This window comes from Pantoea sp. CS_6, from assembly GCF_041954745.1.
In the GTDB taxonomy this organism is placed as follows: domain Bacteria; phylum Pseudomonadota; class Gammaproteobacteria; order Enterobacterales; family Enterobacteriaceae; genus Pantoea; species Pantoea stewartii.
Genome location: NZ_JAVAYG010000014.1, coordinates 86,975 through 106,999, shown reverse-complemented (window position 1 = coordinate 106,999; position 20,025 = coordinate 86,975). Strand labels below are relative to the sequence as shown.

Here is a 20,025-nt window from a genome sequence, read left to right as displayed (position 1 = left end):
CACGCGGTCAATGTTGAGGCAGCGACAACAGCAGCGAAAAAAGTCAGACGACGATTCATGCTATTTCCCTTGTGAAATTAACAGTAAGCTAATTGTAGTTAGCTGTTACTAAACATAACGGGGGTAAAGCAGAAAAGCGAAGCGATTCCGCCCTCTATCCGTTTTTTGAGATACTTCTCATCTCGCGCGTTTAATCCGGTTTTTTGTTTCAACGCCAGCTAAAGTAGCGCATCACAAAAGAGGAGTGGCGTTTATGAATGGCATTTTGAAATTCGTCCGCGGCTGGCTGATTTTTTCAGTGTTATGGGGCGTCTTCATGTGGTTTATGTCATGGCAGGCGCAGGGCAAAGAAATTGGCCTGGCTGTTTTGATGAGTCTTTATGCTGGCCTGTTATACCAGGCATTAATAACGATGGTCGCGCGCTATCGGGCACGGCGACAGCAGGCGTAAGAGGGGCCTGCTGCGTGCCGCAGCAGGCCAGTGTCTCAGCTCAGATTACCGCTCAGGCGGCGATGAAAATCGCTGCTGCGCATATCCAGCCCTTCAATGGTGACGCTGGCACCATGACGCTGATAACGGTATTCGATACCATCCAGTGCAGCGACGGTGGAGGCATCCCATATCTGTGCGTGCGTTAAATCAATGGTGACAGATTTAGGGTCATGTGCGTAATCGAAGTGCTCAAACAAATCGTTGCTGCTGGCAAAAAACAGCGGTCCGCGAACATCGTAGCGCACAGACTGTCCGTCCTCACTCAACGTTCTTTCCGCATGAATCACATGCGCGACGCGCCGGGCAAACAACATCATTGCCACCACCACACCCGTCAGCACCCCCAGCGCCAGATTACTGGTTAATACGGTAATACCTACCGTTAACAGCATGACCAGCGTTTCTGACCAGGGCATCCGTTTCAGCGTCGCGGGCTGCAAACTGTGCCAGTTGACCGTCTTGACGGCGACAATCATCATGATGCCAGCCAGCACCACCATCGGGATCTGCGCCATGATGTGGCTCAGGCCCGTCACCAGCAGTAACAGCACGAGGGCGGCGGCAACCGTTGAAACCCGGCTACGTGCTTTACCCAGTTCCACGTTGACAATGGTCTGTCCGATCATGGCGCATCCGGCGATACCACCGTAAAAACCGGCCAAAATATTACCTATACCCAGCCCCCAGGATTCGCGACGTTTGCTGGACGGCGTATCTGTAAGGTCATCCACCAGCTTGGCGGTCAGTAGCGATTCCATTAGTCCTACAAACGCCACGCTCAGCGCGGTGGGCCAGACGATGGATAAGGTCTGCCAGTTGAGCGGAACGGTCAGTGCCGTAAAGTCTGGCAGACCTGCGCTCATGGGGCCTTCATCACCCACCGTCGGGACGCGATAGCCCATCGCCAGCGCCACGGCGGTCACGACCACGATGGCCACTAAGGGAGAGGGCACACTTTTCAGCACGCGGGGCAGGAGCAGCACGATGGCCAGCGTCACGGTGAAGAGTGCCCACACCAGCGGCGATTGACCCCAGACATGCGGGACCTGAGCAAAGAAAATTAAAACGCCAAGCGCATTCACAAAGCCGATCATGACCGAACGGGGAATATAACGCATCGCACGTGACATACCTGTCACGCCGAACAGAATCTGAATGATCCCGGCCATCACAACGGCAGGAAGAATATAGGCCACGCCATGCACATGGACCATAGGCCCAATCACCAGCGCAACCGAACCCGCTGCGGCGGTTACCATGGCAGGGCGGCCGCCAAGCAAAGACAGCGTCAGGCAGAGTACGACAGAGGCCACCAGGCTGACCTTCGGATCGACACCGGCGATGACCGAAAACGAGATCACTTCCGGAATAAGCGCCAGCGCCGTGATCACGCCGGCCAGGCATTCTCGCGTCAGCAGTGCAGGCGAGCGTAAGACGCGGCCGACACTGACATCGTTTTCCACAACGGCTGTTGTGGCGACATCATGTTGTTGATTCATAGTGTAAACAGGCTCTTTTATTTTAAGCTTGCGCGAAAGGCAAGGAAGACAGGATTTGGTGAAGGGCGAATGTTACCGACAGCTCAGAGAAGAAGCCAGAAAAAGCGAAATGACTCCATCCATGGAGAAAGGATTATACCGTCAGGTCGTCTGGCGTTTTATACACCACCATCTCAAGCAGATGACGATAAACGTCCAGTGAGACTTCGTCGCGCTCCAGCTCGAGGCGATGAATCAGTTTCGAAATAATGGCTTTATTATTGACGGCCATACCTGACTGTAAGATTTCCGCGACAACGAGACCAAGAATCTCCATATCGCTGTCGGGTTTATTCGCCGCAGCGGTGAAGTAATCCGCGATCTCTTTATCCGTTTGGGGCAGTGTGTTTTGCATGTGTCAGCCTTTGAAAAAGTCGGCTACCCGGTAGAGTGCGCGACAAACAGACCTAAAAGCCATCGCATAAAAATACAATGGCGCCAAACTCAACAAGCAGGTCATCAAAATCAAAAAAGAAACCTCTGAGGGTGGAAATCCATTACACCTTCAGAGGCGACGCAGATGCATCATTCGTTACAGAGTCGTGATCACAACTCGTTGTATGTAAAGTTATACAATTAAAGTTTATTTGTACAAGTAGATTATTAAGCATAAAATGCTAATCCTTAACAATTAGGATGTTAAGAATTTTGTTTGTCGCTTTCCTGTACAGGAAATGTGTACAAGCGGGCCAGGCCGACGGGAAAGCAGCGTGCTTTCCCGGGAGGGCTAACTAAACAGGTTGAGTTTTGCAGTGAGTTTGCGAACCGCTTTTTTGTCGCCCACTATCGCCATCCCAAGCAGGCGCCATTCCGGGGCGGGCAGCGTCTTCATCGTGTCACTGAAGGCCTGGTAGTCGGTGGTTGACTGACCCTGCTCGGGAAAGACCACAATGTCGCAGTCTGTCTGTTCACTCTGACGCCACACGGTGCTGAGTTGCGCACTATCGGCCCCCAGGACAGGAATGCCAACGGGGATGAGTCCCGGATAGCGCTGCGTTGTCGCATCTTCCAGATCTTCACCGACCAGACTGGGATGACGTTGTCCCAGCGTCAGAGCGATAACGGCGGCAGCATTGGTGGCTTTGCCGGCCGGTAACGCACTGTTCAAAATCATGACACATCGTAAGTCGCTCATTATCTTCTCCTGACACAAAATGCCATTGTGGCAAGGCTAGTGATCAGCGTCTGGAAGATTTGTGCACAGTTGCTGGTAACGTGCAGGCGTCAGCTGGCAGGCGCGTTTAAACCAGCGCCCCAGATGACTCTGGTCTGCAAAGCCAAGATCGGCAGCCACTTCAGCGGGTAAATGGCCCATAGCCAGCCGTCGGCGTGCCTGACTGAGCCGCCACTGTACCAACCAGGCGTGGGGCGGCAGGCCCCACTGCTGCTGGAACAGGCGGGAAAGCCGAAAACGATCCACGTTCAGCGCCTGTGCCATCTGGGCAATGCCGGGGTTATCGACGTGGTAAGCAATAAGCCAGTCTCGTGCCTGATGGGCCAGTGTCGGTGCCACATCCGGCCGCGTATTGCGCCAGACAGGCAAGTGACGAAGATGGCGGAATAGCCGCTCCAGCGCCGCATCTTTGATTAACTGCGGGTGATTGTGCCAGAGCGCGTCGAAGGCGTGCCAGACCGCCCAGGAGAGCCATTTCTCATCCTGAAGCGTGGTGGCAAAACGCAGTTCACTGCCGGGCGCACTGTCCAGACAGCCAGGTGCAAACTGCTGGTGCAGATGATGAGGTGACAGATAGAGCATGCGGTAGGTAAAGCCCTGTGCATCAATGGCATCGCCATCGTGAAGCTCTTCAGGTTCCAACATAAAGACCGTGCCCGGTCGGCTCCGATGACGTTTCTGACGGGAGTGGAACTGCTGCACGCCTTGCTCCGTCACGCCAATTAAGTAACTGTCATGCCAGTGAGGATCGTAAGCATGTCCGGTAAAATGTGCCCGTATTGCTTCGATGCCGCTACGCGCGTCGCGGCGCAGATCGACCCAGTTATGGGTGGAGGTGTTCACGCTTTTGTCCTCCCCGAGGTGTTGACAGCAGGATCATGACTGGACATTTTGACGTTGTTATCCAGTATTTAACAGTACAGATGCTTTTCTTTCGCATTTTGCTTTGCGTATAATAACTTAATCAATTAATTAGAACTCTAATCATTAGGCAGCTACTTATAAATGTCATCTAACCGTACCTTTACCCACCTGCTGCACCTGACCGCCCATGCCTGGCGCCTGGCCGTTGACCGCCATCTTAAAGACAGCGGTCTGAGCACCAGTAGCTGGATGGCGATAGGGCTTATCGCCAGTGAACCTCAACGCCTCACGCAAACCGAACTGGCGCAGTTAATGGGCCTGGAAGATGCGAGTATGGTGCCGTTGGTGGATCGCCTGGTGAAACAGGACCTGTTATCCCGGGTCCAGCCCGCCGAAGATCGCCGCAAGCGTCATCTGGTGCTGACCGAGAAGGGCAATGAAGCGTTCGCAAAAGTAAAGACGCAGGCCGATGCGCTGCGCACGCAACTGCTGGCGGATATTGATCCTCAGGAAATCGCCCTGGTAGAGCGCGTTTTACAAACGCTGCTGACCCGAATGGGAAGTATGTAAGTATGGCCCGGCGCAATCCCTACGCTGCGCGTGAATGGTTGCCTCATGAAAAACCCATGCTGCCGGGCTCGCCTTCGACGCCAATCCATTCCCCACCCAAGCGTGTTGCCTTTGGGCTGATAGGGTTGCTGATCTCGCTGACCGGCGCGTTAAGTAATGCGCTGGTTACGGCTAATCTGACCAATCTGCAAGGCACCTTCGCGGCTTATTCCAACGAAATTGCCTGGCTGCCCGCGGTGTATGTGATGGGGAACATCTCCATCAACCTGCTGTTGGTAAAATTTCGCCAGCAGTTTGGTTTACGCGTATTTACCGAAGCGTTTTTGGTGCTGTACGTCCTGGTCGCCTTTTTCCATCTGTTTGCCAACGATCTGAGTTCAGCGATTATCGTGCGCACGGCCCATGGCATGGTCGGTGCGGCACTAAGCTCGCTGGGCATTTATTACCAGGTTCAGGCCTGGCCTGCCAGGCATCGCTTAAAAGCGCTGGTCATTGGTCTCACCGCCTCACAGCTCGCTATTCCGCTGGCGCGCCTGTTCTCCAGTGAGTTGCTACAACTGGACGAGTGGCGAGGGCTGTATCTGTTTGAGCTGGGGTTAGCGCTGATTGCATTAGGAGCGGTGCTGGTGGTTAAGCTGCCGCCGGGCGATCGTATTAAAGCTTTTGAAAAGATGGATTTCCTGACGTTTATCCTGCTGGCTCCGGGCATGGCGTTGCTGTGTGGCGTGCTGTCGCTGGGCCGTATTGAGTGGTGGTTCAGTACGCCCTGGTTGGGGATCTGTTCAGCCCTGGCGCTGGTGCTGATCGTCAGTGCCTTTGTGATTGAGCACAATCGCCGCAATCCACTCATTAACACGCGCTGGCTCAGCAGTGGAATGATCGTGCGTTTAGGCATTGTGATGATCATGATTCGCATTGTACTGGCAGAGCAGAATACGGGGGCAGTTGGCTTCCTGCAGCAGATTGGATTACAGAATGATCAAATGCACGGCCTGGCGCTTGCCATCATGGCCGGTGTGGTGGCGGGCATTGCCGCCAGCGCGCTGACTATCAAGCCTACCCATCTTAACTGGCCGATCGTCGCATCGCTGGTCGTCATGATTATCGCCTCACTGATGGATGCGCAATCCAGCCCGGTCACGCGCGCGAACAATATGTACCTGAGTCAGTTTCTGCTGGGGTTCGGCAGTGCCTTTTTCATGGCGCCGGCCATGCTGATGGGGATTGGCAGCGTCGTCACGCAGCCTAAAAATCTGGTCAGTTTCGTGGTCCTGTTCGGCATGAGCCAAAACCTGGGCGGTTTAATCGGATCAGCGATTCTGGGAACCTTTCAGGTCTGGCGTGAAAAATATCACTCCAGCCTGCTCGGCGATCAATTATCGTTACTGGATCCCAACGTCAGCGATCGGCTTACGCAATATGGTGGGCTCTTTAGCAGCCAGATTGGCGATAGCGTATTATTGAGTGCCCAAAGCACCAGCCAGCTTCAGTCCGTCGCCACCCTGCAGGCGAACGTCCTGGCCTACAACGACACCTATCTGCTGACCGCAACTCTGGCGCTGGTTACGCTGATGTGGGTGTTATGGCGTTTAACACGTCGACGCTACCTTGACTGGCGACAGGCCAAATTTCATCTGGCAGAGCAGCGTCAGCTCGCCGCCGCACAAGAACGAACGGAGTAAGTATGAGTCAGCAGGATGAACTTCAGGCAGCAGAACGCGATCGGGCCAATCGTCGTCGTATTCTCTCCATCGCCCTAGGGAGCGGCATTGCGGTCATTGGTGTGCTGGTTATTCTGTATGCCTGGCAGCTATGGCCTTTTACCAGTCCGGTCCAGAGCACGGAAAACGCCTATGTACGCGGCCAGGTCACCTTTATCAGCCCGCAGGTGAGCGGATATCTGACTGCTGTGAACGTGGCCGATCTGCAGCCGGTCAAAAAAGGTCAGGTGCTGATGACGATTGACGATCGTATTTATCGCCAGCGAGTGCATCAGGCGCAGGCACAACTGGCCATGAAGCAGGCCGCTCTGAGCAACAACCAACAGCAGCGTCTCAGCGCGCAGGCCACGATCCAGAGCAACAAAGCCGCTCTGGAAAACGCCAGAGCGCAGGCGGTGAAAAGTGGCCTGGATCTGAAGCGGGTAGAGAATCTGGCCGCGGATGGTTCGCTCTCCGTGCGTGAGCGGGATGCCGCACGCGCAGCGAACGCGCAGGGGCTGGCTCAGCTTCATCAGGCGGAAGCCCAGGTTGCAGTCGCTCAGCAAAATCTGCAAACGGTGATCGTAAACCGGGCGTCGCTGGAGGCGGACGTTGCCAGCGCGCAGGCGGCGCTGGAGCTGGCTGAAATCGACCTGGCAAACACCCGTATTATATCGCCCGATGCGGGTCAGTTAGGGCAGTTATCGGTGCGTAAAGGCGCCTATGTGACGGCCGGGACGCGCCTGACCTCCGTGGTGCCTGCACATAAGTGGATCATCGCAAACTATAAAGAAACCCAGCTTGCGCATATCCGCGTGGGGTTGCCGGTGACGATTCGTGTCGATGCGCTGGATGGTAAACGTTTCGACGGTCGCGTTGCCGATATCTCGCCAGCGGCAGGCTCAGAATTCAGCGCTATCTCACCGGATAACGCGACCGGTAACTTTGTGAAAATCGCCCAGCGTATTCCCGTACGCATTGACGTCGCGCCGGAGGTGCAGCAACAGTTACGGCCCGGCATGTCAGTCGAGGTCAGTATCGATACGGCGGCCTCACCAGTCAGTGAGACCGCACCATGAAGGGCGCTCGGTTAGTGGCAGGCATGCTGGCCGCCCTGTTAGCAGGGTGCAGCACCCAGGTTGAGAAAGCCCCGGCCTCGTTACCCATTCCGTCACAATGGCGCGAACAGGTTGGGCCTTCCGCGCCGCCAGAGGCGGCCTGGTGGCAGGCGTTTGGCGATCGGGATCTGAACCGACTGGTGGAGCAGGCATTACAGCATAATCCCGATATTTTGATAGCCCGTTCGCGGGTGGATCAATATCGTGCGCAACTGCGTGGCGCTGAGGGCGATAACTTTCCCACGCTCAGTGGCGGGGTTGCGGCAACGCGTCAACGTGCCCTGTCGGCTGTGACCGGGCAGCCTTATGAAACCTCCGTTTTTCAGGGGCAGCTTCAGGCCAGTTACAATGTCGATTTGTGGGGCGCACGGGCCGATACGATTGATGCCACCCGCGCCACGCTGGAGGCGCAGCAGGCGGCCGCGTCGGCCGCAGAACTGACCATCGCCAGTTCCGTTGCATCGGGTTATATGACGCTCTGCGCGCTGGATGAACAACTGCGCGTGACCGAAGCGACGCTGGCCATACGGCGTAACTCGCTCCGACTGGCGCAGCGTCAGTTTGAAACAGGTTATACGTCCCGGCTGGAGTGGATGCAGGCCTCATCGGAGTATCAGTCCGCGCAAGCCCAGGTGCCGCAGTTACAGCATCAGATTGCTCAGCAGGAAAACGCGCTCAGTATTTTAGTCGGCATGAACCCTCGGGAGGTAGCCCGTCACCGCGACTTTACTGTCCTGATGCCACAGACGATACCGGGCATTTTGCCGTCAGCCTTACTGAATCGTCGCCCGGATATCGTCCAGGCGCAGCGCCAGCTGCTGGCCGCCGATGCCAGCCTGGCTGCGTCAAAGGCGAAGTTACTGCCGGGAATTAATCTGACAGCGTCGGGCACATTACAGCGTTCCGTTTTGCATCAGCTGGTGGACGATCCGTTCCGCCTCTGGAGCGTAGGAGGCAGTATTCTGGCACCGTTGCTGAACCGTGAAGCATTGACTGCCCAGGTCGATGTCGCTATGGCTTCTCGCAATCAGGCACTTTACACCTATGAGAAAGTGGTAAGAAACGCGTTCTCCGAAGTCAATAACGCGCTGGATGCCATTCGCCAGGGCGAAGCACAGCGTGAAGCGCTCCAGAAGCAAGAGCAGTTTGTCGCCGAGGCACTGCGTATTGCAACGAATCGCTATCAAAATGGCTATGCTTCTTATCTGGACGAACTGGATGCGCAACGCACCCTGTTTGCCACGCAGCTAAATCTGGTAACGGTAAAGAATAATCTGTTGCAGGCCCAAATCGCGTTATACAGTGCACTCGGCGGGGGCTGGTCGGGCGAAAACCAGAGTAGGGCACGGCATCAGGCTGACGCCAGGGGGCCGTAATCGTCGCCCATCAGTTTGCCAGCGGTCTGTTTTGTAAAATCACGGCTAACGCGACGGGGCTGTTTTACACTGTCGCGCACTATCGCCCCATTATGCCGTTTTGACCAGGAAGAGCATGTTCTTACCCCACCCACCAGAAGAGCATGAGGAACCCGTGGCTCAGCCGCTTGCCGATGCGCACTTCGCGATTGTGGTGCTTGCAGTGACGTCGGTAACGCTTATAATTTTCGTTCTGATCGTCACGCTTTGGATGAGCTAGTGTTTATCAACCGGACCTGAAAGGAGTGAGGGATGGAATCGCGCGATGATAAACTGATTGCGATTATTGGGCTGCTGACGGCTTGCCTGATTGGTGTCACCTTTCTGTTTCTGATGACATGGTTTAACGACAGCCGTCTTACCACGCCCGTCGACCATGTCGATGCACAAACCTGCTATCCTAAACCGCCCACCGGTCAACGCTGAACGCGCTGACTGAATTTAATCTGCTGGCTTCGTAGTACCAGTGCCAGATTCTCGTGTACCGTTCGGTTGCCGTTCGGATCGGCCAGCCCTAACAGTGAGCCTGGCGACCGTCTGTCATCGGCCCAGGCCGGATACTCAACCACCGGGTACAGAGAAATCCCTTCCATCGCGATACCCTGATCCAGCGCGACCATAACATTTTCACTGACTTCCTGCAGCCAGGGGGCCCGTGCCTCGCCTTCTGCGCCCGTCTCAGCGATTAACATGGGGCGCTGATAGCGTTGCCAGTACTGGGCCAGTAACAGGTGGAGTGGGGCCCGTACGGGATCGTCTCTGTCCATGGGCTGATCGGGAAAATACCAGTGGTTATCGGGGTAATAATTCAGACCCAGAATATCCAGATACTCTTCGCGCCCGCCCAGTTCCTTATCAAGGCGACCGGCCAGCATATCCCAGGCCTCAAACTGAGCCTGATGTTGGGCATCGGCCCCGGGTTTACTGTCGGGGTTATCAGGATGATGGGCAATCTGTACCAGCGGATCGGTAAGGACAAATCGCGCCGCGGGAATCACGTCGCGAATCGCCTGTATCGCTGCCAGAGAGGCACGGACCAGTTGCCGTTTTAACTCTTTTCCGCGCTGACTGACGTGAGGATTAAACCAGGCCACCTCCGCACCCGCCCAGGACCAGAACGATATTTGGTTAATCGGGGTAAAAAAGGGCTGTTCGATTCCCCGATCGCGCAGCAATGTCGCCATCGCACGGGCATAACGTTCAAAATGATCGACAAAGCTGGCTTTCCAGATAGTGAGATGGTCCGGATAGCCAAAATGGGCCAGCTCCCAGATGACCTGCAACTGTTGATCCCGCGCCGCATCGACCATGGGTAAAAAGCTACGCCAGTCGTACTGGCCTGGCGTTTTCTCAATCAGATGCCAGCGCGCACCGTCACGTGCGGTCAACAGGTGCAAATCGACCAGCGCGGCATAGTCTTTTCTGAACAACATATCGTGGCCACTGCTGATCACCATATCCAGGCGCTTACCTGGCGTGCGGCAGGCGGTAGAGCAGGGAAAACTGCCCTGAAAAAAGCTTTGAAACAGACGGGGTTGATGGTGTACGTGATCGTCAGTGATAGGCTGGTTGCGCATATTCCTCTCCTGCCGGACAAATGTCGGTCACAGATCGTTGGAGTAAGTCTAGACTAAAAAACATTGCTTTCAGTCTTGCTGCTGAGCAACCGCGACTGGCATCCCGTGCCGCGCGAAGGAATAATAATAAATGACCGTAAGATTCAGGGACTCTCCATGACCGAAGCGTTTAATCTTCCCCAGCCTGCACCGAGCCAGAGTTGGCTTGAGCAACGGCTTGTTCCGCCCGGGCTGCGTCATCCGGGGCTAAGCGGTATTCATCCGCTGAGTGACGGGCTGGATGCCTTTGCTGCCCGTTACCTGCTGATGGAAAAAGCGACAAAGACGCTGGATATTCAATACTATATCTGGCAAAACGACATGTCTGGTCGGCTCCTGTTCAGCGCCATGCTGGATGCAGCCAATCGCGGCGTGAAAGTCCGGCTCCTGCTCGATGATAACAATACGCCAGGGCTGGACGATACGCTGGCGCAGCTTAATCATCATCCAAATATTACCGTCAGACTCTTCAACCCCTTTTCCTTTCGCACGTTGCGCGCCTTGGGTTACCTCACTGATTTTGCACGCCTCAATCGTCGTATGCACAATAAAAGCTTTACCGCCGATGGCATCACCACGGTGGTGGGTGGGCGCAACATTGGCGATGAATACTTTGGGACAGGTAACGAACCGCTGTTTGCCGATCTCGACGTGCTGGCAATTGGGACCGTGGTCAAGGAAGTGGCGGAGGATTTTGAACGCTACTGGCACAGTAAACCGGTTTCCCCTTTGGACGATGTGCTGGAACAGGACGTGACGGCACATCCTGAGGTCGTTCTGCCTCCCGAATGGCGTGAGAACGAGGGCGTTCAGCACTATCTGAAGCGACTGAGCCATTCGCCACTGATTCAGCAACTGACGCAGGACAGCTTACCGTTTGTCTGGGCAAAAGCCCGGCTGTTGAGTGACGATCCGCGCAAGGGGCTGGGTAAAGCCCGTCGCAAATCGCTTCTGCCCCAGCGCATGCTGGAGGTTATCGGTTCACCCCAGCGTCAGTTTGATATCATTTCCGCCTACTTTGTTCCCACCCGCGCGGGCGTGGCGCAGTTATTGTCGCTAAAGCGTAAAGGCGTGAAAATTGCGATTCTGACGAACTCTCTGGCAGCGAACGACGTTTCTGTTGTGCATGCCGGTTATGCCAAGTGGCGCAAAAAGCTCCTGCGTCATGGCATCGCGCTGTATGAGTTAAAGCCGCAGGCGGGCGTAAACGATGCGCCGCACGATCGCGGGTTAACCGGGAATTCTGGTTCAAGCCTGCATGCGAAAACCTTCTCGGTAGACGAAGCCATCCTTTTTATTGGCTCGTTTAACTTTGATCCGCGTTCCGCCGTGTTAAACACGGAGATGGGACTGGTGATCGAAAGTGAAACCCTGGCCACGGAAACCCACCGGCGCTTTAGTGAATCCATGCGTGACAGAGCCTGGACATTGCAACTGGATAAGTGGGGCCGGGTAAACTGGCTGGAATATCCGGGCGAAGCGCAGCAGGTTGTGCATAAGCATGAGCCCGGCTGTAGCTGGTGGCAACGTCTGCAGGTCCGGCTGGTCTGGCGGCTGCCTATTGAGTGGCTACTGTAATAAAAAAGGCGACCCGGATGGTCGCCTTTACCTTAACGCTTTTGCGGTTTACCGGAGAACAGAAAGCGCAGCAGAGGAATGCGCAGGTGCAACTCATACAAAATGAAGGAGGCACCAAACACCATTAAGAGGCCCAGAAAAAAGCCAAACGTGTTGTTGTGCAGATGCGGCGTCATAAAAATTCCGTACAGCAGGGTCAAAGGGTGATGCACCAGGTAAATGAACAGGGAGGCATTGACCAGGTACATGATCTGAGGAGAGTGAGAATTCAGCCATTTATGACCCAGGCTGTAACAAACGTTCAGCATGCAAAGCCCCATCATGCTGCTGATCAGCGCGTCGGTTTCATACAGCCAGCCTTCACCACTGTTCAGCCGTTGGTTTGCAATGTAGGCGACCAGCATCACGACGGCCCCGACGTACAGCAGCGGGTTTGCCCGGACAAACAGCGTTTTCAGCGCCTGATGTTTCCAGCTGAGGGCACCCAGCATAAAAAACGGCAGGAAGAACAGACACTGCATAACGGCAAAGTTAAACAGCGCATCGCCCAACAGGGAAGGGTGGGCGTAAAAAATCGCCCGCCGTACCGCTCCCCAGAGCACGGCCCACAATAACAGCCCCAGAGCCAGCTTTGTCCAGCCGACACGTTGGTAGTCAATATTGCGCTGTTGATCGCGTAGCCAGCGGAAGGTGAGCATGCCCAGTGTGGTAAGCAGCACCAGCACCAGCAAAAACCACAGGTGCGAGATCAACTCCCACATCAGCGTATTGTACTTGTCATACAGCGATAAATTGTTCCAGTTCGACAGCTTCGGTGTCCAGGCTTTCAGCATAAAGAACTGCGGCAGCGTGATCAGCGGAACCGCGGTGAGCATCGGAATCCCGACGCGCTCTAAGCGGACTTTCAGAAAGCGCTGAGGCTGATAGCGCAGATAGAGCATATAAGAGAAGTAGCCCGAGATAACAAAGAACACCTGCATACGAAACGAATGAATAAAATCATTGAGGGTAGTGAGCCACAGTGAGGCATCGTGGCTGTTGACGGCCCATGACTGAGACGAATAGATCAGGGAGACGTGAAACGGCACGCCTAACAACATCAAACAGGCCCGAATGGAGTCGAGAAAATATTCACGCTCAGGTTTTTTTGTACTCATAAAGTTCCAGTTCGTTAGTACGTTTTAGGCGGTTTCGCCCTGAAACCGTTTTATGTTGGAGGGAAATTCTAGCTGGAGATAACAGAGTATACTATCAGTTGAATCTCAGTTGAGCCCGTAACGTTTAATTGTCCTAAAATCACCTCGCGAGTAGATGATTATCGGGAACATTGTTGTGCATATGCTGTCGGAAAGCCGAATTATCCATTAAGATAAGCGGGTTTGTATTAAGCACACGAAAGGGGGGGATGTGCTGACTAATGTAAAAAATAATGTGGGGCTGACGAAAATGCGCTGGATTGGCGCAGCGGTCCTGCTGGCTTTGTATGCCAACAACAGTTGGGCGTTTAACTTTGATGATGTCGCGAAACAAGCGAAAGAGTTGTCTGGAAAAAGCTTTGAAGCGCCAAAAAGTAATTTACCCTCTCAGTTTCGTGACATGAAATTTGCTGATTATCAGCAGATTCAGTTCAACCACGATAAAGCGTATTGGGGCAAACTGCGTACGCCGTTTAAGCTCGAGTTTTACCATCAGGGCATGTACTTTGATTTGCCGGTGAAGATCAATGAAATCACCGCCAATACCGTACGTGAGATCAAATACAATCCTGACTATTTCAACTTTGGCAACGTGAAGCACGATGCTGATGCGGTTAAAAACCTTGGCTTTGCCGGTTTTAAAGTCCTGTATCCGTTGAACAGCAAGAATAAGAAAGATGACGAAATCGCCAGCTTCCTGGGGGCCAGTTATTTTCGTGTGATTGGTGCAGGCCAGGTTTATGGTCTGTCTGCCCGTGGTCTGGCGATCGATACCGCGCTGCCGTCAGGTGAAGAGTTCCCGCGTTTCAAAGAGTTCTGGATTGAACGTCCAAAACCTCAGGACAAGCAGTTAGTGATTTATGCGCTGCTGGATTCTCCACGTGCCACCGGTGCCTACCGTTTCACGATTCACCCAGGCCAGGAGACTACCGTCGATGTTAAGACGCAGGTCTATTTGCGTGACAAGGTCGGTAAACTGGGCATCGCGCCGTTAACCAGCATGTTCCTGTTTGGCCGCAATCAGCCATCGACGGTCTCGAATTTCCGCCCTGAACTGCATGATTCGGACGGTTTGTCGATCCACAGCGGCAATGGTGAATGGATCTGGCGTCCACTCAACAACCCGCGCCATCTGGCGGTCAGTACCTACACGATTGAAAATCCGAAAGGCTTCGGGCTGCTGCAGCGCGGACGTGATTTCAATAATTATCAGGATCTGGACGATCGTTACGATCTGCGCCCAAGCGGCTGGGTTGAGCCATTAGGCGAGTGGGGCAAAGGCCATGTTGAGCTGGTGGAAATCCCTACCGCTGACGAAACCAACGATAACATCGTGGCGTTCTGGACACCGGAAAATCTGCCGGAACCCGGCAAAGCCATGGACTTTGACTACCGTCTGCACTTTGGCCGTAATGAAAACAAGCTGCATTCAGATGATGTTGCCTGGGTCAAAGATACGCTGCGCTCGGCGGGCGACGTGAAGCAGTCAAACCTGGTTCGTCAGCCGGATGGCACCGTGGCCTTCACCATCGATTTCGTAGGGAAAGACATGAGTGAAATGCCGGCCGACAGCCAGGTTGCGCCTCAGGTCAGCGTAGGTAAAAACGGGGAAGTGGTGGAACAGAGCGTTCGCTACAATCCGGTTACCAAAGGCTGGCGCCTGGTTCTGCGTATCCGGGTTAAAGATAACAAGCAGGCGACTGAAATGCGTGCCGCGCTGGTAAGCGGTGACAAAACATTGACGGAAACCTGGAGCTATCAGTTACCTGCCAATGAATAATCTGACTTTTACACCTCAACGCTATGTAGAAGCCCTGCCGCTGGATGCGGCAGGAAAAGCGCGTCTGGCGGCGTCTTTACAGAATGCCCAGACGTTCCATCAACTGCACGAATCGCTGGGTCAGGATGTGGCCGCCAGCGATCGTCCTGACGATGCACCGCTTAAGTCCGTTTCATCACGTGTTGAAATGGCCTGGCCTGATTCCCTCGCGGGTGGTGCACAGCTAGGCAAAGACTATCTGGAACGTACCACCCTGAAAGCGATGCCAAAGGTGAAGCGTTCACTGATGTTTCCGGAAGCCTGGCGCACTAATCCGCTGGCACGTGCCTGGGACTCATTACGGGGTCATAAGGCGGTTCCGCGTTATGCCACGGCGGAAGAGCAGCGCGCAGAAGAAAAATGGCGCCATGTCGGTTCTGTTCGCCGCTATATCCTCCTGATTCTTACGGTGTTTCAAACCGTGGTGGCAACGTGGTACATGAAGACCATTCTGCCTTACCAGGGCTGGACGCTGCTGGATCCGATGGACATGATCAACCAGAACTGGCAGCAGTCTGTCATGCAGATTCTGCCTTATGTGTTGCAGACGGGGATTTTGTTCCTGTTTGCGATTCTGTTCTGCTGGGTGTCGGCGGGCTTCTGGACAGCACTGATGGGCTTTTTACAACTGCTGATCGGTCGGGATAAATACAGCATCTCTTACTCGACAGTCGGGGATGAGGCGCTGAATCCAGAGCACCGTACCGCGCTGATCATGCCCATCTGTAATGAAGATGTGGGCCGTGTGTTCGCAGGCTTGCGCGCCACCTGGGAATCCGTTGTGCGTACAGGCAACGCTGAGCACTTCGATGTCTATATCCTGAGTGACAGCTACGATGCCGATATTGCTATTGCTGAGCAAAAGGCCTGGATGGAGCTGGTGCGTGATGTCGGTGGGGCAGGAAAGATCTTCTACCGCCGTCGCCGTCGTCGTGTGAAGCGTAAGAGCGGCAACATTGATGACTTCTGTCGTCGCTGGGGCAGCAACTATAGCTACATGGTCGTACTGGATGCGGACAGCGTCATGAGCGGGGAATGTCTGACCGGTCTGGTGCGCATGATGGAAGCGAACCCGAATGCCGGGATCATTCAGTCGTCACCAAAAGCGTCCGGAATGGATACGCTGTATGCGCGCTGCCAGCAGTTTGCGACGCGTGTTTATGGGCCGTTGTTTACCGCGGGTCTGCATTTCTGGCAGTTAGGGGAATCGCATTACTGGGGCCATAACGCCATCATCCGTGTGAAACCGTTTATTGAGCACTGTGCGCTGGCACCGCTGCCCGGTGAAGGGTCTTTTGCGGGATCCATTTTGTCTCACGACTTTGTGGAAGCGGCACTGATGCGCCGTGCGGGTTGGGGCGTATGGATTGCCTATGATCTGCCTGGCTCGTACGAGGAATTGCCGCCGAATCTGCTGGATGAGCTTAAACGCGATCGCCGCTGGTGTCATGGTAACCTGATGAACTTCCGGCTGTTCCTCGTTAAAGGGATGCATCCGGTCCACCGTGCGGTCTTTCTGACGGGCGTGATGTCATACCTTTCAGCCCCGCTGTGGTTTATGTTCCTGGCGCTGTCCACCGCCCTACAGGTGGTCCACACGCTGATGGAACCGACCTACTTCCTGCAGCCTCGACAGCTGTTCCCGGTCTGGCCGCAATGGCGTCCTGAACTGGCGATTGCGCTGTTCTCCACCACGCTGGTGCTGCTGTTCCTGCCGAAGCTGCTGAGTGTGGTGCTGATCTGGTGTAAAGGCGCGAAACCTTACGGTGGCGCACTGCGTCTGTTTGTGTCGCTGCTGCTGGAAATGCTGTTCTCGGTTCTGCTGGCACCGGTGCGCATGCTGTTCCACACCGTATTTGTGGTCAGCGCGTTCCTGGGCTGGGAAGTCGTCTGGAACTCACCGCAGCGTGATGATGATGCAACGCCCTGGAGCGAGGCCTTTAAACGTCATGGCTCGCAGATGGCATTGGGTATCGTATGGGCAGCCGGAATGGGCTGGCTCGATCTCAACTTCCTGTGGTGGCTGGCGCCTATTGTCTTCTCACTGATTCTGTCACCGTTTGTCTCAGTGATGTCGAGCCGTTCGGGGCTGGGCCTGAAGACCAAGAAGGCGAAGCTGTTCCTGATTCCGGAAGAGTATGATCCGCCAAAAGAGCTGATCGATACTGACCGTTACGTCGAGCTGAACCGCCAGCGCGTCCTGAAAAACGGCTTTATGCACGCGTTGTTTAACCCGGCGTTTAACGCACTGGCGACAGCGCTGGCGACCTCACGGCACAAGCACAGCCAGTTGTTAGATCATGCGCGCGATCGGCGGGTTGATCAGGCACTGAGCGATGCGCCCGAGAAGCTGGGTCGTGAACAACGTTTGCAGTTGATCAGCGATCCGGTGGTACTGGCGCGCGTTCACACCCGTTTGTGGGAAAGTGGCGAGAAATACCATCAGTGGGTAGAGAGTTATCAAAAACTTTCGCTCAATCCTGACGCGCTTCCGCATCAGGCATAATGAAAAAAGCGGCAGAGATGCCGCTTTTTTTTGCCCCTGGCCCGACACAGACAGCAACATTATTTTGCAGTTTTACGTAAACAGGATGGTAACGCCACCTGAGTCGTGATTAAAATGACGGCTGTCTAACCTGAGTCGCTATTGTGAATAAACTCGTTATGTTAACGCTGCTGTCCCTCGCTATCGTTACGCTGAGCGGCTGTGGCAGTATTATCAGCCGTACCGTGCCCGGACAGGGACACGGTAACCAGTTTTATCCCGGCGTAAAGTGGGACGTCAGGGAGGGGGCATGGCGGATTATCACCATTCTCGACCTGCCGTTATCACTGGTCGTCGATACGTTGCTTATTCCGGTCGACGCCAGCCATGGACCTTACACGTAACCGCGATCGGAATCGCTGTTATCGTCTTCCCACTCTTCGGCGGCAGCCTTACCTTCTTCACTGTCCAGTGGAGGCTCAAGCTGAAATTCGCCATCGTCCCATTCATGCAGCGTGTTTTCCGCTAACCACTCCTGACGCAACTCAATCTCATCGAAGTCACCGTCAAAAATTGCCTGAGCGGCTTCACCACTGCGAATCGGTAAACATTCGCCTGAATCCCCTTCGTCTTCGAAGAACTCTGCCTGCCACATGATATCGCCATCCTGCATAACATATTTTTGCAGACCGAACTGATTGATAGCTGCATCATCTTGCTCAAGGTCTGGATGGTTGGCGAGAAACTCTTCACGCGCAGCGTCAATCGCTTCTTCCAGTGTAGTGAACATACTCATGCTTCTCTCCTTGCCTGATTAACGTGATTTCAGTGAAGGATAGACCAAAATCGCAGGAGAGAAAGTCAGTGCGTCAGAGGACGAATATGTCTGGCGGTTCGGCAGGCAAAATGATGTGATGAAATCAGGCGGTACATCGTGCTGGCTTGTCTCGCGGAGAAGGTCATCACAGCAGTTCGATGCCCCAGCGTTTCAGCAGAACGGCCCAGAGAACGAATACGATAAGCGTCAGGACGCAGCTCAGTCCCAGGGTAAGCCAGAAGCCTGTACGCTGATACAGAAAAGGAAACAGGATAAACATGGGCAAGGTCGGCACCACATACCAGAAGGTGTACCAGGCGTGGGCGGCAATTTTGGTCTGCGTTTGTCCTTCCAGTTTCATCCAGACAAGCACCAGAATCGTGACCAGTGGCAGCGCCGCAAGCAGGCCGCCAAGACGATCGCTGCGTTTTGCCGCTTCCGAGATCACCACCACCATCAGAGCCGTTATTGCATATTTTGAAAGCAGCCAGAGCATCGTTTTCTCCTGTTCAACCGCAACGCATTATCCAACTTAACATGAAGGGCATGCCCGACGGTGGAATGGGGGCAGGGCGAGGTCGTACCGCCAGGTCGGGTGCAGAACAAACGGTTTACCACCCCGTAAGGGAAAAGCGCTGCCCGCATCGGTGTCGGGCAGCGGTGAGGTTAATAGCGCGAGGGTTCGCCTTCAGGGCGGGTTTTAAAGCGGCGATGCAGCCACATGTACTGCTCAGGTGCCAGCAGTACGCCTTCTTCCACCACTTTATTCATGCGCGCGGCGGTGTCTTCTTCGCTGGTCAGCGGAAAATCAGCGCTGACATCAGGCAAAATGATCAACTCGTAACCGCGTCCTTCCGGCAGACGGCGCGGCACAAACGGGATAACCGCCGGTTTTCCGGTACGCATTAACATATGTGTCCCTACGGTGGTGGCGGCTTTGTCGACGCCAAAGAAGGGGACGAACACGCTGCTGCGGGGACCATAATCATGATCGGGCGCATACCAGATGATATCCCCACGTTTTAAGGCCCGGATCATGCCTTTCAGGTCCTTACGATCCAGCATGCCTTTATTGGAGCGCATACGACCGCGGGTTTGTAACCAGTCGATTAATTTATTGTCATTCGGCCGGTAAACGCCAATACCGGGATTATGAATGCCAAACATACGCGCGCCAATTTCCAGCGTCAGGAAATGCATACCGATAAGTAACACGCCGCGCTGGGTATCATGGGCCTGCTGAATATGTTCCAGACCGGAAGGTGTGTGCCATTTATGAATCCGCCAGTCGGGCCAGAACCACGCCATGCCGGTTTCAATCAGACCCATGCCAACAGATTCAAAATTATGCTTAATCATGGCTTCACGATCGTTGGTCGGCATATCCGGAAAGCTCAGCTCCAGGTTGCGGCGAGCAATGGCCACACGTCGCTTCATAAACCGCATAGCGATACGGCCAATACCGCTACCCAGCGCGTAGAGCAGGGGATAAGGTAACAGGACCAAAATATAGAGAAAAATGATACCCAACCAGGTCAACCAATAGCGGGGATGAAAAAGTGCACGTGAAAATTGAGGCAATTGGGTCATCTTGAATACTGTTATCCTGCGTCGTGCACCTGCGGTGCTGTTATTCGTCAGT

20 protein-coding genes are annotated in these 20,025 nt (G+C 54.5%); 11 read left to right on the top strand and 9 right to left on the bottom strand.

Going from position 1 to position 20,025, the window contains the following annotated elements; all coding sequences use genetic code 11:
* Positions 1-253: 253 nt before the first annotated feature.
* On the top strand, positions 254-451 hold the full coding sequence (locus tag RAC90_RS18905; RefSeq protein WP_006118780.1) for a DUF6404 family protein: 198 nt from the start codon (positions 254-256) through the stop codon (positions 449-451).
* A gap of 35 nt (positions 452-486) precedes the next feature.
* Here RAC90_RS18905 and RAC90_RS18900 read toward each other — a convergent pair whose 3' ends face one another.
* The 4 genes from RAC90_RS18900 to RAC90_RS18885 form a co-directional block, all read right to left on the bottom strand.
* On the bottom strand, positions 487-1,992 hold the full coding sequence (locus tag RAC90_RS18900) for a SulP family inorganic anion transporter (RefSeq protein WP_283787298.1): 1,506 nt from the start codon (positions 1,990-1,992) through the stop codon (positions 487-489).
* 133 nt (positions 1,993-2,125) lie between these two features.
* Positions 2,126-2,386 (bottom strand): biofilm/acid-resistance regulator YmgB/AriR, encoded by a 261-nt coding sequence (locus RAC90_RS18895; RefSeq protein ID WP_058708512.1) that lies wholly within the window; start codon positions 2,384-2,386, stop codon positions 2,126-2,128.
* Between the two features lie 372 nt (positions 2,387-2,758).
* Positions 2,759-3,166, bottom strand: a complete 408-nt coding sequence (locus RAC90_RS18890) for a DUF2000 domain-containing protein (protein WP_033737585.1) — start codon at positions 3,164-3,166, stop codon at positions 2,759-2,761.
* Between the two features lie 36 nt (positions 3,167-3,202).
* On the bottom strand, positions 3,203-4,048 hold the full coding sequence (locus tag RAC90_RS18885) for an AraC family transcriptional regulator (RefSeq protein ID WP_033737584.1): 846 nt from the start codon (positions 4,046-4,048) through the stop codon (positions 3,203-3,205).
* A 162-nt stretch (positions 4,049-4,210) separates the two neighbouring features.
* On the opposite strand from RAC90_RS18885, the gene RAC90_RS18880 reads away from it, so the two are divergent.
* The 6 genes from RAC90_RS18880 (at position 4,211) to RAC90_RS18855 (ending at position 9,298) form a co-directional block, all read left to right on the top strand.
* On the top strand, positions 4,211-4,639 hold the full coding sequence (locus RAC90_RS18880; RefSeq protein WP_033737583.1) for a MarR family winged helix-turn-helix transcriptional regulator: 429 nt from the start codon (positions 4,211-4,213) through the stop codon (positions 4,637-4,639).
* A gap of 2 nt (positions 4,640-4,641) precedes the next feature.
* Positions 4,642-6,321 carry an MFS transporter gene (locus RAC90_RS18875; RefSeq protein ID WP_033737582.1) on the top strand — a complete coding sequence of 560 codons (1,680 nt, stop codon included), beginning with the start codon at positions 4,642-4,644 and terminating at the stop codon, positions 6,319-6,321.
* A gap of 2 nt (positions 6,322-6,323) precedes the next feature.
* The gene (locus RAC90_RS18870) at positions 6,324-7,418 is read left to right on the top strand and encodes an HlyD family secretion protein (RefSeq protein WP_033737581.1); all 1,095 of its coding nucleotides are present in this window, start codon (positions 6,324-6,326) and stop codon (positions 7,416-7,418) included.
* Positions 7,415-8,833, top strand: coding sequence for an efflux transporter outer membrane subunit (locus RAC90_RS18865; protein ID WP_375124647.1), 1,419 nt, complete (start codon positions 7,415-7,417; stop codon positions 8,831-8,833). Before RAC90_RS18870 ends, RAC90_RS18865 begins: the two co-directional genes overlap by 4 nt.
* Before the next feature lie 115 nt (positions 8,834-8,948).
* Positions 8,949-9,092: a hypothetical protein gene (locus RAC90_RS18860; RefSeq protein WP_006118788.1), complete on the top strand. Its 144-nt coding sequence runs from the start codon at positions 8,949-8,951 to the stop codon at positions 9,090-9,092.
* 32 nt (positions 9,093-9,124) lie between these two features.
* A complete protein-coding gene (locus RAC90_RS18855) occupies positions 9,125-9,298 on the top strand; it encodes a hypothetical protein (protein WP_006118789.1) in 174 nt (57 codons plus the stop codon).
* Here the strand turns inward: RAC90_RS18855 and RAC90_RS18850 are convergent.
* Entirely contained in the window at positions 9,289-10,449 is a 1,161-nt protein-coding gene (locus RAC90_RS18850) for a beta-glucosidase (RefSeq protein ID WP_033737580.1), read from the bottom strand. The genes RAC90_RS18855 and RAC90_RS18850 overlap by 10 nt on opposite strands.
* Positions 10,450-10,605: 156 nt before the next feature.
* Between RAC90_RS18850 and RAC90_RS18845 the strand changes: the two genes are divergently transcribed.
* Positions 10,606-12,066, top strand: coding sequence for a phospholipase D family protein (locus RAC90_RS18845; protein WP_033737579.1), 1,461 nt, complete (start codon positions 10,606-10,608; stop codon positions 12,064-12,066).
* Between the two features lie 32 nt (positions 12,067-12,098).
* Here RAC90_RS18845 and mdoC read toward each other — a convergent pair whose 3' ends face one another.
* On the bottom strand, positions 12,099-13,223 hold the full coding sequence (gene mdoC / locus RAC90_RS18840) for a glucans biosynthesis protein MdoC (protein WP_033737578.1): 1,125 nt from the start codon (positions 13,221-13,223) through the stop codon (positions 12,099-12,101).
* A gap of 280 nt (positions 13,224-13,503) precedes the next feature.
* Here mdoC and RAC90_RS18835 point away from each other — a divergent pair, with 280 nt between their 5' ends.
* The 3 genes from RAC90_RS18835 to RAC90_RS18825 all read left to right on the top strand — a co-directional run bounded on the left by RAC90_RS18835 (position 13,504) and on the right by RAC90_RS18825 (position 17,970).
* Complete coding sequence (locus RAC90_RS18835; protein WP_172677658.1) at positions 13,504-15,042, top strand: glucan biosynthesis protein G; 1,539 nt, start codon at positions 13,504-13,506, stop codon at positions 15,040-15,042.
* A complete protein-coding gene (gene mdoH / locus RAC90_RS18830) occupies positions 15,035-17,587 on the top strand; it encodes a glucans biosynthesis glucosyltransferase MdoH (protein WP_033737576.1) in 2,553 nt (850 codons plus the stop codon). Before RAC90_RS18835 ends, mdoH begins: the two co-directional genes overlap by 8 nt.
* Positions 17,588-17,745: 158 nt before the next feature.
* A complete protein-coding gene (locus tag RAC90_RS18825; protein WP_033737575.1) occupies positions 17,746-17,970 on the top strand; it encodes a YceK/YidQ family lipoprotein in 225 nt (74 codons plus the stop codon).
* Here RAC90_RS18825 and RAC90_RS18820 read toward each other — a convergent pair.
* The 3 genes from RAC90_RS18820 to RAC90_RS18810 form a co-directional block, all read right to left on the bottom strand.
* Complete coding sequence (locus RAC90_RS18820; RefSeq protein ID WP_033737574.1) at positions 17,961-18,362, bottom strand: MysB family protein; 402 nt, start codon at positions 18,360-18,362, stop codon at positions 17,961-17,963. The two genes, RAC90_RS18825 and RAC90_RS18820, sit on opposite strands and share 10 nt — an antisense overlap.
* A gap of 166 nt (positions 18,363-18,528) precedes the next feature.
* Complete coding sequence (locus RAC90_RS18815; RefSeq protein ID WP_006118796.1) at positions 18,529-18,879, bottom strand: DUF3147 family protein; 351 nt, start codon at positions 18,877-18,879, stop codon at positions 18,529-18,531.
* A gap of 170 nt (positions 18,880-19,049) precedes the next feature.
* Entirely contained in the window at positions 19,050-19,973 is a 924-nt protein-coding gene (locus RAC90_RS18810) for a Kdo(2)-lipid IV(A) acyltransferase (protein WP_006118797.1), read from the bottom strand.
* Positions 19,974-20,025 lie beyond the last annotated feature (52 nt).